The organism is Streptomyces sp. NPDC016640 (assembly GCF_043076215.1).
Classification (GTDB): domain Bacteria; phylum Actinomycetota; class Actinomycetes; order Streptomycetales; family Streptomycetaceae; genus Streptomyces.
On sequence record NZ_JBIBRG010000001.1, the window covers coordinates 296,604 to 312,298 of the forward strand.

General features: G+C 69.6%; 11 protein-coding genes and 1 pseudogene. 5 read left to right on the top strand and 7 right to left on the bottom strand.

Annotation, left to right across the window (positions count from 1 at the left end; translation table 11 throughout):
• Positions 1–35: 35 nt before the first annotated feature.
• From ACF07S_RS01380 to ACF07S_RS01400, 5 genes are all read right to left on the bottom strand, one after another.
• Positions 36–1,151 (bottom strand): ABC transporter ATP-binding protein, encoded by a 1,116-nt coding sequence (locus ACF07S_RS01380; RefSeq protein WP_391961472.1) that lies wholly within the window; start codon positions 1,149–1,151, stop codon positions 36–38.
• Positions 1,152–1,164: 13 nt separating this feature from the next.
• Complete coding sequence (locus tag ACF07S_RS01385) at positions 1,165–2,226, bottom strand: ABC transporter ATP-binding protein (protein WP_391961473.1); 1,062 nt, start codon at positions 2,224–2,226, stop codon at positions 1,165–1,167.
• A gap of 10 nt (positions 2,227–2,236) precedes the next feature.
• Entirely contained in the window at positions 2,237–3,214 is a 978-nt protein-coding gene (locus ACF07S_RS01390) for an ABC transporter permease (protein WP_391961474.1), read from the bottom strand.
• 104 nt (positions 3,215–3,318) lie between these two features.
• The gene (locus tag ACF07S_RS01395) at positions 3,319–5,118 is read right to left on the bottom strand and encodes an ABC transporter substrate-binding protein (RefSeq protein WP_391961475.1); all 1,800 of its coding nucleotides are present in this window, start codon (positions 5,116–5,118) and stop codon (positions 3,319–3,321) included.
• Positions 5,119–5,219: 101 nt separating this feature from the next.
• Positions 5,220–6,266: an ABC transporter permease gene (locus ACF07S_RS01400; RefSeq protein WP_391961476.1), complete on the bottom strand. Its 1,047-nt coding sequence runs from the start codon at positions 6,264–6,266 to the stop codon at positions 5,220–5,222.
• Positions 6,267–6,706: 440 nt separating this feature from the next.
• Here ACF07S_RS01400 and typA point away from each other — a divergent pair, with 440 nt between their 5' ends.
• Positions 6,707–8,623 (top strand): translational GTPase TypA, encoded by a 1,917-nt coding sequence (gene typA / locus ACF07S_RS01405; protein WP_391961477.1) that lies wholly within the window; start codon positions 6,707–6,709, stop codon positions 8,621–8,623.
• A gap of 69 nt (positions 8,624–8,692) precedes the next feature.
• Here typA and ACF07S_RS01410 read toward each other — a convergent pair whose 3' ends face one another.
• Complete coding sequence (locus ACF07S_RS01410; protein ID WP_391973161.1) at positions 8,693–10,909, bottom strand: ABC transporter family substrate-binding protein; 2,217 nt, start codon at positions 10,907–10,909, stop codon at positions 8,693–8,695.
• A 290-nt stretch (positions 10,910–11,199) separates the two neighbouring features.
• On the opposite strand from ACF07S_RS01410, the gene ACF07S_RS01415 reads away from it, so the two are divergent.
• Genes ACF07S_RS01415 through ACF07S_RS01430 form a run of 4 tightly spaced genes read left to right on the top strand, consistent with a single transcriptional unit; the run spans position 11,200 to position 15,069 of the window.
• Entirely contained in the window at positions 11,200–11,493 is a 294-nt protein-coding gene (locus ACF07S_RS01415; protein ID WP_391961479.1) for a hypothetical protein, read from the top strand.
• A 21-nt stretch (positions 11,494–11,514) separates the two neighbouring features.
• On the top strand, positions 11,515–12,351 hold the full coding sequence (locus ACF07S_RS01420) for a hypothetical protein (RefSeq protein WP_391973162.1): 837 nt from the start codon (positions 11,515–11,517) through the stop codon (positions 12,349–12,351).
• Positions 12,352–12,370: 19 nt separating this feature from the next.
• Positions 12,371–14,305 (top strand): fumarate reductase/succinate dehydrogenase flavoprotein subunit, encoded by a 1,935-nt coding sequence (locus tag ACF07S_RS01425; RefSeq protein ID WP_391961481.1) that lies wholly within the window; start codon positions 12,371–12,373, stop codon positions 14,303–14,305.
• Positions 14,302–15,069 carry a succinate dehydrogenase/fumarate reductase iron-sulfur subunit gene (locus tag ACF07S_RS01430; protein WP_391961482.1) on the top strand — a complete coding sequence of 256 codons (768 nt, stop codon included), beginning with the start codon at positions 14,302–14,304 and terminating at the stop codon, positions 15,067–15,069. The genes ACF07S_RS01425 and ACF07S_RS01430 overlap by 4 nt, the downstream gene beginning before the upstream one ends.
• Here the strand turns inward: ACF07S_RS01430 and ACF07S_RS01435 are convergent.
• Positions 14,987–15,328: pseudogene (locus tag ACF07S_RS01435) on the bottom strand (hypothetical protein); the annotation flags it as partial. The gene ACF07S_RS01430 and the pseudogene ACF07S_RS01435 overlap by 83 nt on opposite strands.
• Between the last annotated feature and the right edge of the window lie 367 nt (positions 15,329–15,695).

Sequence of the window (15,695 nt, forward strand, 5' to 3'; positions counted from 1 at the left end):
AGGGGGACGGCAGCCGCTGCGTGCCCGACGCGGGGTCAGTCCTTGTCGACGTTCTCCAGGGCCTTCAGCGCCGGGTCGAGGACGACGTCCTCCGCGCGGGCCGTGGTGCTCGGGTCCTCCGGGAAGTGGCAGGCCGTCAGGTGCCCCTCGGTGTTGCCGGAGATCCGCACCAGCGGCGGCTCCTCCGTGGCGCACTTGTCCTGCGCCTTCCAGCACCGGGTGCGGAAGCGGCAGCCGGAGGGCGGCATGATCGGCGAGGGCACGTCACCGTAGAGCCGGATGCGCTCCCGGTTCTCGCTCTCGTCGTCCATGGCGACCTCGGGCACGGCCGACAGCAGGGCGTGCGTGTAGGGGTGCCGGGGCCGGTTGTAGATGGAGTCCCGGTCGCCGACCTCGACCACCTTGCCGAGGTACATCACGGCCACGCGGTGCGAGAAGTGCCGGACGACCGCCAGGTCGTGGGCGATGAACAGGAAGGCGATGCCCAGCTCTTCCTGGACCTTCTGCAGCAGGTTGACGACCTGCGCCTGGATCGACACGTCCAGCGCGGAGACCGGCTCGTCCGCCACGATCAGCTTCGGGCTGAGCGCGAGGGCGCGGGCGACGCCGATGCGCTGGCGCTGACCGCCGGAGAACTCGTGCGGGAAGCGGTTGTAGTGCTCGGGGTTGAGGCCGACGAGTTCGAGCAGCTCGCGCACCTTCTTCTCCCGGCCGCCCGCGGGGTTGATCCCGTTGACCTCCATCGGCGACTTGATGATGGTGCCGACGGTCTGCCGGGGGTTCAGCGAGGAGTACGGGTCCTGGAAGATCATCTGGATCTCGGACCGCACGGGCGCCAGCTGCCGGCGCGAGGCGTGCGTGATGTCCTGGCCCGCGTACTCGATCTTCCCGCCGGTCGGCTCCAGGAGCCGGGTGATGAGGCGGCCCGTGGTCGACTTGCCACAGCCGGACTCACCCACCAGGCCGACGCTCTCGCCGACGCCGACGGTCAGGTCCACGTTGTCGACCGCCTGCACGGCGCCGACCTTCCGCTTGATCGGGAAGCCGCCGTAGATCGGGAAGTGTTTGGTCAGGCCCTCCACCTTCAGCAGCGCCTCGGTCGACGCGCCGGTGGAGCCCTGCTGTGCGGGGAGGGTGAGGTTGTCGCTCATGTCTCGGATCTCCCTAGCGCAGCCGGGGCTGGATCTTGTCGATGAAGATGGTCTGCTTCTGCTCCGCCGTCAGGTGGCAGGCGGCGGCGCGGCCCTCGCCGAGCGGCGGGCGCTCGGTGCTGCACCGGTCCCCCGGCACCTGGCTCTTGAACGTGCAGCGGGGGTGGAAGGGGCAGCCGGAGGGCGGGTTCAGCAGGCTGGGCGGGGAGCCGGGGATCGGCGTCAGCGCCTTCGAGGTGCTGCCGCCGAGGCGCGGCATCGAGCTGAGCAGGCCCCAGGTGTAGGGGTGCCTGGGCTCGCGCAGCACCTCGCGGACGCCGCCTCGCTCCACGGCCCGGCCGGAGTACATCACCAGCAGGTCGTCGGCCATGTCGGAGATGACGCCCAGGTCGTGGGTGATGAAGATGATCGCCGAGCCGAACTCCTGCTGGAGGTCCTTGAGCAGGTCGAGGATCTGGGCCTGGACCGTCACGTCCAGGGCCGTGGTCGGCTCGTCCGCGATCAGCAGGTCGGGGTCGCAGACCAGCGCCATGGCGATCATGGCGCGCTGGCGCATGCCGCCGGAGAACTGGTGCGGGTAGTCGTCGACCCGGGTCGTGGGCTGCGGGATGCCGACCTTGGTCAGCATCTCGATGGCCCGCTCCCGCGCCTCCTTCTTGGAGGCGCCGGTGTGCTTCATGAACGGCTCGGCGATCTGCCGGCCCACCGTGTAGTACGGCGACAGGGCCGTCAGCGGGTCCTGGAAGATCATCGCGACCTTGTTGCCGCGGAGCTTCTCCATCTCCTTCTCGGGCGCGGTGACCAGCTCCTGCCCGTCGAGGACGATCTCGCCCTCCACGGTGGTGGTCTTGCGGTTGTGCAGTCCGAGAACGGTCAGGTTGGTGACGGACTTGCCGGAGCCCGACTCACCCACGATGCCGAGCGTCTTGCCGCGTTCGACATCGAAGGACAGTCCGTCGACCGCCTTGACGACGCCGTCCTCGGTGGAGAACCGCACCCGCAGGTCGCGGACCGAGAGGAAGGACTCCGGCCCGGTCGGGGCCTTCTCGCCTTCGGTCTTGGTCAGTGTGGTCACGGTGTTTCTCCTAGCTGAGCCGCACGCGCGGGTCGATGTAGGCGTACGCGAGGTCGACGATGATGTTCAGGATCAGGATGAAGAAGGCCCCGAACAGCATGACGCCCATGGTCACCGGCAGGTCCTTGGTCAGTGACGAGTCGACCGCGAGACGTCCGATGCCGGCCAGGTCGAAGGTGAACTCCGTGACCACGGCGCCGGACAGCAGCGCGCTGAGGTCGATGCCGAGGATCGTGACGATCGGGATCAGCGAGCCGCGCCAGGCGTAGCGGAAGAAGACGTACCGCTGCCTCATGCCCTTGGCGCGCGCGGTGCGGACGTGCTCCTCCTGCAGTTGCTCGATCATGGTCGAGCGGGACATACGCGTGTACTGGGCGGTGAAGATGGTGGCCATCACCAGCCAGGGGATCAGCATGCCGGTGGCCCAGGCCACCGGGTTCTCGGTGAACGGGCTGTACCTCGGGTTCTCCATCCAGCCGGTCTGGTAGACGAAGAGGCCGAGGACGATCGGGCCGAGGAAGTAGATCTGGAACGAGCTGAGCACGATCGAGGCGCCGCTGACGAGCTTGTCCGCCACGGTACCGCGCTTCCAGGCGGCGAGCAGACCCGAGCCGAGGCCGACGATCAGGAAGATCACCAGACCGCCGACGGTCAGCGAGAGCGTCAGCGGGAACCGGTCCATGATCGAGTCCCAGACGAACTGACCGGTGTCGAAGGACATTCCCAGGCACGGCGCGGAGCAGTGCCCCTGAGCGAAGTCCCGCCCGGCCACGATGCCCGTCATGAACTCCCAGAACTGGGTGGTGATGGGCTTGTCCAGGCCGAGGTTCTCGCGGATCACCGCGAGGTTCTCGGGCGAGCAGTTCTTGCCGCAGGACAGCGCAGCGAAGTCCTGGGGGATCGTATAGAACAGGAAGAACGTGAAGGCGCCGATCAGGAACATGATGACGACGGCGCCGATCAGCCTGCGGATGAGGAACTGAAGCATGGCGGGTGAATGCTCTCTTCGAAACGCGGCGGCAGGGCGGGGGTACCGTCCGCGGGGGTGCGCTCCGCCTGGCGCACACCCCCGCGGTCAGCCGAGCTGACGGATTACGGCTGCTTCAGGTACAGGTCGTTGATGTCGATGTAGTTCGACTCCGTGCTGTACCGGGCGCCACCGATGTTCGATCCGTAGAGCTGGATCTGCTTCGAGTAGTAGACCGGGGCGGCGGGGTTGATCTCCTCCACGATGCGGTGGTGAGCCTGCTCCCAGGTCTTGGCGGCCTCCTCCGGCTCCTGCGTCAGCGCCTTCTTGATCAGGTCGTTGACCTGCTTGTCGTTGATGTGCGAGTAGTTGGACGCACCGTCGGCGACCAGCTCACCGTCGTAGACCGGGGTGATGACCGTGGACGCGGACGGCCAGTCCTGGCCCCAGCCGGTCATGTAGATGTCGTACGGGTTGTCCAGCTTGCCGACCTGCTCGTAGAAGCTGGCCCGGTCGATCTCCTTGGCCTGGACGTCGAAGCCGATCTTCTTCAGCGCGTCCTTGATGATGACCTGCTGGGCCTGGCCGCGCGGGGTGTTGGAGTAGGCGTAGGTGAGCTTCGTGCCCTCCTTGACACCCGCCTCCTTCAGCAGCTCCTTGGCCTTCGCCGGGTCGCCGTTGGGCTTCTTCAGCTTGCCGAACGGGTCGTAGGACGGGTCGAAGTTCGACAGGGTCGGGGCGATCAGACCGCCGGCGACCTCACCGCCGTAGCGGCCGCCGTCCGCCTGGACCATGGACTGGTTCGGGATGGCGTAGGTGATCGCGTCGCGGATCTTCTTGTCCTTCACCCGGTCCAGGTTGAAGGTGAGCTGCCACACGTAGGGCTGGTAGCCCTGGATGGTGCGCTTCTTCGTCGCCGCGTCGCCGATGACCGTGGACATCTGCGCCGGGTCCACCGGGTCGGTGAACTGGATGGCGTTCTTGGCCTCGCCCTGGTCGGCGATCAGACGCTTGGTCTGGCTGGCCTGGTCGATGGTGGAGGTGAAGTTGTAGCCGTCGACGTACTGGTGGCGCACCGAGTCCGTCTTCGGGTCCCACTGGTCGTTCTTGACCAGCTTCATCGACTTGCCCGGCTTGTACTCGGCGATCTTGTAGGGGCCGAGCGCGGCGGGGGCGTCGTCGTACTTCTCCTTCGTGTCCTGCTTCTCGGGCACGATGGCGTAACCGGCCATGGCCAGGGCCTGCGGCAGGTCCGGGCGCGGCTGGTCGAAGTGGAAGACGACCGTGCTGTCGTCCGGGGTCTCCAGGACGGAGTCCGGCAGGTGCTTGCCCTTGTAGGGGCCGTCCGGCAGCGCCTTGCGGTAGTCGTTGCCCGAGAGCCAGGACTGCACGTAGGTCGGGCCGTCGAAGATGACCTTCGAGTACATGCGCTCGATGGTGTGGCGGACGTCGGCCGAGGTGATGACGTTGCCGTCCTCGTCCTTGACGCCCTCCTTGAGCTTGAACGTCCAGGTCTTGCCGCCTTCGGAGGACTTCCCGGAGTCGGTGGCGATGTCACCGACGACGGTCAGGTTGCCCTCCGCGTCCTCCTGGAAGTTCGTCAGGCCGCGGTGGACCAGGTTGGAGAACTGGCCGGCGTCGGAGACGTAGATCTGACCCGGGTCCATGTGGGACAGGTCCGACTGCATGTAGACGTTGATGAAGCCACCGGACTTGGCGCCGGCGATCTCCTCGGCCGGGCCGCTGGAGGCGGCGACGTCACCGTAGGCGACAGGGTCCTGCTGCTCGGCAGCGTCCTTCTGCGACTTGGACTCGTCCTTGCCCTTGCTGCCGCCGTTGTCGCCGGAGCAGCCGGTCAGTGCCAGCGAGCCGGCCACGATGGCGACGGCGATGGCGCGCGTGGTGCGCGTTCTGATGGGCTTCATGATGCCGATGCACCTACCTGTCGATAGTTGTCCACGAGTGCTGCCTGACGGACCGGTCACCCGGCACGGGGGCGGCAGCTCCCCCACCACCAATGGACGATTTACCGTCCGGTCTTGGGGTCGAATGCGTCCCGGACGGAGTCTCCGAGAAGGTTGAAGGAGAGTACGAAGACCACCAGCGCCACGCCCGGGAAGAACATGAACATCGGGTCCTGCTCGTACACGTCGGCGCCGATGGCGAACATGCGGCCCCAGTCCGGGGTCGGCTCGACGAAGCCGACTCCGATGAACGAGAGGAAGGCGATGGAGAGGATGGTGCTCGGCAGGATGTAGGTGGCCTGCACCAGGATCGGCGTCACGATGTTCGGCAGGATCTCCTTGCGCACGATGCGCCAGGGAGAGGCTCCGGACACCTTGGCGGCCTCCACGAACTCCCGCTCGGCGAGCGAGAGCACGGAGCTTCGCACGAGACGGGCCAGGCCCATCCAGCCGAGGAACCACATCACCAGGGTGATCGCCAGGGCCCGCAGGTAGGTGGGGGTCTCGTCCTGCGGGGAGACGAACATGGCGGTCACGACCGGCATGAAGGCGATGAAGAACAGCTGCTGCGGGAAGGCCAGGAAGAAGTCCGTCACCCGCCCGAGCCAGTAGTCCACCCGGCCGCCGAAGAAGCCGCTGACCATGCCGATGAGTACGCCCGTGACCACGCACAGCGTCGTGACGACGACGGCCATGTACAGCGAGGTCCGCATGCCGTACAGGAGCATGGTGAACACGTCACGGCCGAGCTTGGGCTCGACACCGAACCAGAAGTCGCCCGAGATGCCGCCGAAGGCACCGGTGGGCATCGCGAAGTCGTCCAGGAGGAACGGGTAGTCCGGCTCCTGGGCGTACAGGGTGTACGGGTTCTTGCCGTAGACCTTCGCGATGAGCGGCGCCAGCGCGGCGACGACGAAGAAAAAAATCACCACGCAGGCGGAGACGACTCCGGTACGGTCGCGCTTGAAGCGCTGCCACATCAACTGGCCGGGGGAACGACCCTCGGGCTGCTTCTCGCCCTTGACGACCGCGTTTTCGGTGGTCGCCGCGAGCTCAGGGTCCAAGACAGCCGCGGACCCGGAGTCCTCGGCCTTGATTGGACTGGTCATCGTGTTCGTCCCCCGGGGGGTTGGAGAGTTGAGCGCAGCACAGATACCGGCAGGTTCTGTGGTTTGGGGGAACTTTCGCCAAACGAGTCAACGCGCGTCAAGGGCAGAAGACATAGGGATCTCCCTACCGTCCATATTTTGAGCAAAAATTGCAAAGATTGACATCTGCACGCGCTTGACACCTCTGGAGAGAAACCGGCGAATCGGACAAATAGGTACGGCATTTTGTTTACATGTCCGAAACGTGTCTTTGCCCATACCGATATCCGAACACATCGTGTGGGTCGCCCGGGGCACGGGGTGCCTCCGGGCTCGCGAGGGCGGACCGCGCCGCGGGCCCGTACCATGGGGTGAGGCCGAGGCATGTTCAGCCCGGCAGGGCCCGCACACCACAGACGCTCGTGCGGGACATTCCTCAGCACTCCGGGAGTACGCCTTTCATGGCACCGTCTTTGACACGTCACGACATCCGCAACGTCGCCATCGTCGCCCACGTCGACCACGGCAAGACCACCATCGTCGACGGCATGCTCAAGCAGGCCGGCGCCTTCGCCGCCCACCAGCTCGACCACGTCGACGACCGCATGATGGACTCCAACGACCTGGAGCGTGAGAAGGGCATCACGATCCTCGCCAAGAACACGGCGGTGAAGTACCACCCCAAGGACGGCGGGGACCTGATCACCATCAACATCATCGACACCCCCGGCCACGCCGACTTCGGCGGCGAGGTCGAGCGCGGTCTGTCGATGGTCGACGGTGTCGTGCTGCTGGTGGACGCGTCCGAGGGCCCGCTGCCGCAGACCCGCTTCGTGCTGCGCAAGGCGCTCCAGCAGCGGCTGCCGATCATCCTGTGCATCAACAAGACGGACCGGCCGGACGCCCGCATCGACGAGGTCGTCAACGAGACCTACGACCTCTTCCTCGACCTGGACGCCGACGAGGAGCAGATCGAGTTCCCGATCGTCTACGCCTGCGGCAGGGACGGCGTCGCCTCCCTGACCAAGCCGGAGGACGGCACGGTCCCGGCCGACTCCGACTCGCTGGAGCCGTTCTTCTCCACCATCCTGCAGCACATCCCGGCCCCCACCTACGACGAGGGCGCCCCGCTCCAGGCCCACGTCACCAACCTCGACGCCGACAACTTCCTCGGCCGCATCGCCCTGCTGCGCGTCCACCAGGGCGAGCTGAAGAAGGGGCAGACGGTCGCCTGGATGAAGCGCGACGGGTCGGTCGCCAACGTGCGCATCTCCGAGCTGATGATGACCGAGGCGCTCACCCGCAGGCCCGCCGAGAAGGCGGGCCCCGGTGACATCTGCGCCGTCGCCGGCATCCCGGACATCATGATCGGCGAGACGCTGGCCGACCCGGAGAACCCCGTACCGCTGCCGCTGATCACGGTGGACGAGCCGGCGATCTCCATGACCATCGGCACCAACACCTCCCCGCTGGTCGGCCGCGGCGGCACCGGCAAGGGCGCCGACAACAAGGCGGCCGTCAAGGACCGCAAGGTCACCGCCCGCCAGGTCAAGGACCGCCTGGACCGCGAGCTGATCGGCAACGTCTCGCTCCGCGTCCTGGACACCGACCGCCCCGACGCCTGGGAGGTGCAGGGCCGCGGTGAGCTGGCGCTGGCCATCCTGGTCGAGCAGATGCGCCGCGAGGGCTTCGAGCTGACCATCGGCAAGCCGCAGGTGGTCACCAAGGAGGTCGACGGCAAGGTCTACGAGCCGGTCGAGCGCATGACGGTCGACGTCCCCGAGGAGCACATGGGCGCGGTCACGCAGCTCATGGGCGTCCGCAAGGGCCGGATGGACAACATGTCCAACCACGGTTCGGGCTGGGTCCGCATGGAGTTCGTGGTGCCCTCCCGCGGTCTGATCGGCTTCCGTACGGAGTTCCTCACCCAGACCCGCGGCACGGGCATCGGCCACTCCATCCACGAGGGGCACGAGCCCTGGTTCGGCACGCTCACGACGCGTAACAACGGTTCCCTGGTCGCCGACCGCGCCGGTGCCGTCACCGCGTTCGCGATGACCAACCTGCAGGAGCGCGGCGTGCTGTTCGTCGAGCCCGGCACCGAGGTGTACGAGGGCATGATCGTCGGTGAGAACTCCCGCTCCGACGACATGGACGTCAACATCACCAAGGAGAAGAAGCTCACCAACATGCGGTCGTCCACGGCCGACGTGGCCGAGTCGATCGTGCCGCCGCGCAAGCTGTCGCTGGAGCAGTCCCTGGAGTTCTGCCGCGACGACGAGTGCGTCGAGGTGACCCCGGAGGCGGTGCGCATCCGCAAGGTGAACCTGGACGCCCGCGAGCGCGCCCGCGCCGCGAGCCGCGCCAAGCACGGCTGATCCCGGCCGGCACACGACGGACGCGAGCGGCACACCCCGGCGGGGTGTGCCGCTCGCGTCCGTGAGGCGTCAGTCCCCGGCCGGCGGCGCGGTGCCCCCGGCGCTCGGCCCCTGCGGGGGCTTCTTCAGGAAACCCATGTCCTCGTACACCGGCGTGCGGAAGCCGAAGGCGCCGGCGTTGGCCAGGCTCCCGCGGGCGGCGGTGAGCTGGGGGCGCTGGTAGAGGGGGATCGAGCCGGCCGCCGCCCAGATGCGGGAGTCGGCCTTGCGGATCAGGCCACGCCGCTCGGAGTCGTCGAGCGTGGTGACGGCCTGGTCGAAGAGCTGGTCGACCTGGTCGGTGCCGACCCGGGTGTAGTTCTGCTCCACGTTCAGGGAGCCGTCGGCGGCCGGGACCGGCTTGGCGTAGACGGGGCGGGCGTCGGTGGCGGGGAAGGCGGTCGCGGGCCAGGAGTACAGGGCGAGGTCGTACTCGCCCGAGGCGATGTGGTCCTTGAAGTAGCTCTCGTCGTCGACCTCGGAGATGTCCGTGCGGATGCCGATCCGCTTCAGCATCGCCGAGATCCGGTCGGCCACGGTGCGCAGCGTGTCCGAGCCCGGCCCCGAGGGCAGGACGAAGCGGAGGGTGAGCGCCTTTCCGTCCTTGGCGACGGGGGCGGTCCCGGCCCGGGCCGGGGCGGCGGTGCCCCTGGGGGCGTAGGCGCCGGGGGCGGTCCCGGCCCGGCTCAGGTGCCGGGTGCCGGAGTCCCGGGGGGCCTTGCTGTCGTCACCGGCGTCCTCGCCGCCGCCCTCGCCGTCGTCGCTCCCGCCGTCGTCGTCCTCGCCGACGATGTACGTGCCGTCGTCGCCGCCCCCGGACTCGCTCGCGGAGTCCCCGCTCTCCTCGTCCTCCGGGCCGGCTGCCTCCTCCCTCTCGTCCTCCGCCTTCTTCACCGGCCCGCCCGGCACCCAGCCGGCGTCCGCGAGCAGGGCCCGGGCCTCCTTGGCGTCCTGCTCGCCGAGGGCGCCGCTGTTGTCGGCGTAGGCGGCCTGCCCGGACAGCGCGAGATGGCTGCCGACCGGCTCGGCGGGCAGCCCGAGCGGCTTCAGGACCGCCTCGGCGATGTCCTCGCGGTCCAGGGCGCGAGCCACGGCGCGGCGCACCCGCTCGTCGGCGAGGGGACCGCCGGCGCCGTTGAGGGCGAGCTGGGTGTAGGCGGGCTCCAGCGACTTGCGCACCTCGAAGCCGCCGAGCGCCTTCTGCCGGCGGGCGTACCCGGCGGCCTTGCGTCGCAGCTTCCCGCGGGCGGCGATCTCCTCGTCGGCGGCCTCCTCGTCGGAGCCGTGGGCGATCGCCCAGGAACGCAGGGCGTCCGCGGCGGACCGGTCCGCGCCGGGGCCCATGAGCGGGCTGCCCGCGCCGCGCGGAAGCGCGGCGGCGGTGACGCGGCGGGCGGCGGCCGGGGTGATCTCGGCGAGGTCGACGGTGCCCTCGCCGAGCGCGGAGATCCGCTTGTCGTGGGGGACGGCGCGCAGCACGATCGTGGAGAGCTTCGCCGGCTCCCCCCACCAGCGCCCGTTGCGCGTGAGGACGACCTCGTCCGCCTTGCCGTCGACCTTCTTCACTCTGAAGGGGCCCGCGGTGACCTGCAGCTTCTTGCGGGCCCCGTCGTTGAAGGAGTCCGGGTCGCCCATGACGTCCTTCGGGTACAGCGGGGTGAACAGGGACCGCCAGTCCGCGTAGGGGCGGCTGAAAGTGACCTTGACTTCGAGGTTCCCCTTGCCGCGCTCGATCTTCTCGATGCGGTCGTAGCCGGCGTTGCGGGCGGTCCAGTAGGCGGTGTCCTTGCCGGACAGGGCGCGCCACTGGGCGGCGAAGTCGGCGGCGCCGATCTCGCGGCCGTCGCTCCAGACGGCCCGCTGGCTGAGCCGGTAGAGGACGACCTGTCTGGGCTCGGTCTCGACGACCTCGGCGGACTCCAGGTAGTCCGGGTTGCGCACCGGCCGGCCCCGGCTGTCCATCCGGTACATCGACGGCAGGACCGCCTGCGCGATCCGGGTGGTGGTGGCGTCGGCGTCCGACTGGAAGACGTTCAGGGTGTCCGGGACGGTGTCCACGGCCCAGCGCAGGGTGCCCCCGTCGGCGATCAGGGCCCGGTCGGCGCGCGCGATGTCCGGCCCGGCGAGAGGCCGGCCCGCGGGATCGCCGGAGCCGCATCCGGCCAGCGCCGGCACCGTGAGGGCGCCCGCGGTGAGGAAGGCGACCGAGCGCGGAGCCGCGCGCGGGCCGATGCCGTCGGGGGACATCTCTGGGTACCTCCGGGAAGCCGCGGGCGTTACGATCACTTTTGATGATATTTGGGGCTCATCTGATGTATGCGGCCCACTGAAGAGGAAAGGGTTCGGCAAGGCAGGGCGACACGGCGGGCACGGGCGGCAAGCCCACCCGTGCGGCGCAACACACCGGGCGATGCACCCCCACGCCTCGGCCAATCGATGCACATCCCTTCACAGGGCCAGGTGTGACGCGCAACACTCGCAGACGCATGAACGTTGCCGTCTCGGGCCCCGAGGACCCGTGAAAGTGAGGTCACGTCATGTCCGTGCACAACGAACTGGCATCCGTCCAGCGCTGTCTCGACGACCTGGTCCGGTCGGTGGGGCGGCTGGAGAAGCAGCTGGGCAGCGGCGGCCTGGAGATGCGCCGCGTCCGTGCCGACACCGATCACCTGCGCGAGAGCGTCGCGCTGCTGCGGGAGACGGCCGCCTCCGGCACGGCCCCGCAGGCGCGGTCCGATCTCGTGACCATCTCCGACACGCCGTACGACCCCTCGCTGTGGGTGGACACGGACGACGAGGGTCTCGGCGCCCGCGACCGTCGCGCCCCCTGACCCCGACTTCGGAGCGGACCAGTGGCCACTGGCACGGAACCCCCTGCGACAGACCCCCGGCCCCGGGGCGGCGGCGTGCGAACGGGTACGCGCGCCGCGATCGGCGCGCGGCACCTGCGGACCGACCGCTGGTGGCTGGCCCCGGCCGCCACCGCGGCCGGGCTGCTCGCCTTCGTCGTCTACTCGACCTGGCGGGCCTTCGCGAACGCCGACTACTACGCGGCGCCGTACGTCTCGCCGTTCTACTCGCCCTGCCTCGCGGAGAACTGCGAGCCGATGAGGGCCGGGCCGAACTGGGAGCTGTTCGGCAGCTGGTGGGGCATCTCGCCGGCGATCATCGTCCTGATCTTCCCGCTCGGCTTCCGCCTGACCTGCTACTACTACCGCAAGGCCTACTACCGGGGCTTCTGGGCGTCCCCGCCGGCCTGCGCGGTCGCCGAGCCGCACCGCACGTACACCGGCGAGACGCGCTTCCCGCTGGTCCTGCAGAACATCCACCGCTACTTCTTCTACGCGGCGATCCCGGTGGCGGGCATCCTGACCTACGACACCGTGCTCGCCTTCCGCGACGAGCACTACGCGTGGGGCCACATGGGCCTGGGCACGCTGGTCTTCCTGGTCAACATCGTGCTGATCTGGGCGTACACCCTCTCCTGCCACTCCTGCCGGCACATCGTCGGCGGGAAACTGAAGCACTTCTCCCGGCATCCGGTGCGGTACCGGATGTGGCAGTGGGTGGGCCGGCTGAACGCCCGGCACATGCAGCTCGCCTGGGCGTCGCTGCTGAGCGTGGCCCTCGCCGACCTCTACGTCTACCTCGTCGCGTCCGGCGCCTTCGACGATCCGCGCTTCTTCTAGCCGAGTGGGGACTCAAGCCATGTCCGTGGTCGACCGACAGGAGTGGGACGTCGTCGTGGTCGGGGCCGGTGGCGCGGGCCTGCGCGCCGCCGTCGAGGCACGCGAGCGGGGCGCCCGTACGGCCGTGATCTGCAAGTCGCTGTTCGGCAAGGCGCACACCGTGATGGCCGAGGGCGGCATCGCGGCGGCGATGGGCAACGTCAACGCCGGGGACAACTGGCAGGTCCACTTCCGCGACACCATGCGCGGCGGGAAGTTCCTCAACCAGTGGCGGATGGCCGAGCTGCACGCCCAGGAGGCGCCGCAGCGGGTGTGGGAGCTGGAGACCTGGGGCGCGCTGTTCGACCGGACGAAGGACGGCCGGATCTCGCAGCGCAACTTCGGCGGCCACGAGTACCCGCGCCTGGCGCACGTCGGCGACCGCACCGGCCTGGAGCTGATCCGCACCCTCCAGCAGAAGATCGTCGCGCTCCAGCAGGAGGACTTCCGGGAGACCGGGGACTACGAGTCCCGGCTGAAGGTCTTCCAGGAGTGCACGGTCACGCGTGTGCTGAAGGAGGGGGAGAAGGTCTCGGGGGTCTTCGGCTACGAGCGGGAGTCCGGCCGGTTCTTCGTCCTCCGGGCGCCCGCCGTGGTGATCGCGACGGGCGGCATCGGCAAGTCGTTCAAGGTGACGTCGAACTCCTGGGAGTACACCGGCGACGGTCACGCGCTGGCGTTGCTGGCCGGGGCCCCGCTGCTGAACATGGAGTTCGTGCAGTTCCACCCGACGGGCATGGTCTGGCCGCCGTCGGTGAAGGGGATCCTGGTCACCGAGTCGGTGCGCGGGGACGGCGGGGTGCTGCGCAACTCCGAGGGCAAGCGGTTCATGTTCGACTACATCCCGGACGTCTTCAGGGAGAAGTACGCCGAGTCCGAGGAGGAGGGCGACCGCTGGTACGACGACCCGGACCGCAACCGGCGCCCGCCCGAACTGCTCCCCCGCGACGAGGTGGCCCGCGCGATCAACGCCGAGGTGAAGGCGGGCCGCGGCTCCCCGCACGGCGGAGTCTTCCTGGACGTGTCCACACGGATGCCGGCCGAGGTGATCAAGCGGCGGCTGCCGTCGATGTACCACCAGTTCAAGGAACTGGCGGACGTCGACATCACGGCGGAGGCGATGGAGGTCGGGCCGACCTGCCACTACGTGATGGGCGGCATCGCCGTCGACTCCGACTCGGCGGCGGCACGCGGCGTACCGGGGCTGTTCGCGGCCGGTGAGGTGGCCGGGGGGATGCACGGCTCCAACCGGCTCGGCGGCAACTCGCTGTCCGACCTGCTGGTGTTCGGGCGCCGGGCGGGCCGGCACGCGGCCGAGTACGCGAGCGGGACGGGGGAGGCGCGGCCCCGGGTGGACGACGCGCAGGTCGACGAGGCCGCCGCGGAGGCCCTGCGCCCGTTCTCCGCGGGGAGCGGGGAACCGGCCGGCGGACCGCCGGAGAACCCGTACACCCTGCACCAGGAACTCCAGCAGACGATGAACGACCTGGTCGGCATCATCCGCCGCGAGCACGAGATGGAGCGCGCCCTGGAGAAGCTGGCCGAGCTGCGGACCCGGGCCCGCCGGGCCGGGGTCGAGGGACACCGGCAGTTCAACCCGGGCTGGCACCTCGCGCTGGACCTCCGGAACATGCTGCTGGTCAGCGAGTGCGTGGCCCGGGCGGCGCTGGAGCGCACCGAGTCGCGCGGCGGGCACACCCGCGAGGACCACGCGGCGATGGACCGCACCTGGCGCAACGTCAACCTGCTGTGCGCGCTCGCCGACCGCACGGACGGCCTCGCGGCCACGGATCCGGCGCGCGGCCGGATCACCCTCACCCGTGAGACGACCGAACCCATCCGCCCCGACCTGCTCGCCCTCTTCCAGAAGGAGGAGCTGGTCAAGTACCTCACCGAAGAGGAGCTCTACGAGTGAGCAGCTACGAGGCCCGCTTCAAGGTGTGGCGCGGGGACGCGCGGGGCGGCGGCCTGGAGGACTTCGCGGTCGAGGTGAACGACGGCGAGGTGGTCCTCGACATCGTCCACCGTCTCCAGGCCACCCAGGCCCCCGACCTGGCCGTGCGCTGGAACTGCAAGGCCGGCAAGTGCGGTTCGTGCTCGGCGGAGGTCAACGGGCGTCCCCGGCTGCTGTGCATGACCCGGATGTCGGTGTTCGAGCGGGACGAGACGATCACCGTGACACCGCTGCGGGCCTTCCCGGTGATCCGCGACCTGGTGACGGACGTCGGCTTCAACTACGCCAAGGCCCGTCAGGTCCCGGCCTTCGTGCCACCGGAGGGGCTCGGTCCCGGCGAGTACCGGATGGCGCAGGAGGACGTGGACCGCTCGCAGGAGTTCCGCAAGTGCATCGAGTGCTTCCTGTGCCAGGACACCTGCCACGTGGTGCGCGACCACGAGGAGAACAAGCCGGCGTTCGCGGGGCCCCGGTTCCTGATGCGGGTCGCGGAGCTCGACATGCATCCGCTGGACGCGGCCGGGGAGACCGGTCTGGACCGCAAGCGCGCGGCCCAGGACGAGCACGGACTCGGCTACTGCAACATCACCAAGTGCTGCACGGAGGTGTGTCCCGAGGGCATCAAAATCACCGACAACGCGCTCATCCCGCTGAAGGAACGGGCGGCCGACCGCAAGTACGACCCGCTGGTGTGGCTGGGCGACAGGATCCGCCGGCGCTCCTGAGCGCCGGTCGGCGCCGGTTCACCCAGCCCTCCCGGTACGCCGCCCAGTCCGCCTCCGTCGCCGTGAAGTCGATGTAGAGGGCCACGCCGAAGTTGGCGCGGTCGGCGTCCTCGCGGGACAGGCCGAGGCGGACGCCCCGGACGGCGGCGGGGACGGTCTCGGCGTGGGCCCAGTGACCGAACCGGTTCTCCTGGTAGGCGGGCAGGCCCATCAGCAGGTCGGTGGAGGGCGGGGTGACCTCCAGGGCGAGCGCGGTACGCCCCAGCCGCCGGGCCCGGGATCCGCGGCGTCTCCCGCCGGGTGGGCCGGGGGCTTCCGGCGCGCCGGCGGCGTCCGGCGGGGCGGCGGCGTCCGGCGGGGCGGCGGCGTCCGGCCGGCCCGGGGCAGCGGCCCCGGCCGGGGCGCCGTCGGACGGCTGCCGCGGGGGCCCCGCGCCGTCGGTGTCCCCGGTGGCGCCCGCGTCCGCCGGTTTCGGCAGGCGGTCCCCGTCCCGTCCGGCCTGCGGTTCCGTGCGGTCCATCCCGGCTCCCCTCACCCGTCGGCTGCCGTCGGCACCGCGGTGGTCGGTGGTGCCCGGGAGGACGGGCGAACAGGTGCTCCGGTTGCGGTCGTCCGGCGGAGACCGC

Excerpts from the sequence above, each read along its gene's own strand:
- ACF07S_RS01415 (WP_391961479.1), top strand. The coding sequence starts at position 11,200 with ATGTCCGTGCACAACGAACTGGCATCCGTCCAGCGCTGTCTCGACGAC.
- ACF07S_RS01380 (WP_391961472.1), bottom strand. The coding sequence starts at position 1,151 with ATGAGCGACAACCTCACCCTCCCCGCACAGCAGGGCTCCACCGGCGCG.
- ACF07S_RS01395 (WP_391961475.1), bottom strand. The coding sequence starts at position 5,118 with ATGAAGCCCATCAGAACGCGCACCACGCGCGCCATCGCCGTCGCCATC.
- ACF07S_RS01425 (WP_391961481.1), top strand. The coding sequence starts at position 12,371 with ATGTCCGTGGTCGACCGACAGGAGTGGGACGTCGTCGTGGTCGGGGCC.
- ACF07S_RS01410 (WP_391973161.1), bottom strand. The coding sequence starts at position 10,909 with ATGTCCCCCGACGGCATCGGCCCGCGCGCGGCTCCGCGCTCGGTCGCC.
- ACF07S_RS01390 (WP_391961474.1), bottom strand. The coding sequence starts at position 3,214 with ATGCTTCAGTTCCTCATCCGCAGGCTGATCGGCGCCGTCGTCATCATG.
- typA (WP_391961477.1), top strand. The coding sequence starts at position 6,707 with ATGGCACCGTCTTTGACACGTCACGACATCCGCAACGTCGCCATCGTC.
- ACF07S_RS01400 (WP_391961476.1), bottom strand. The coding sequence starts at position 6,266 with ATGACCAGTCCAATCAAGGCCGAGGACTCCGGGTCCGCGGCTGTCTTG.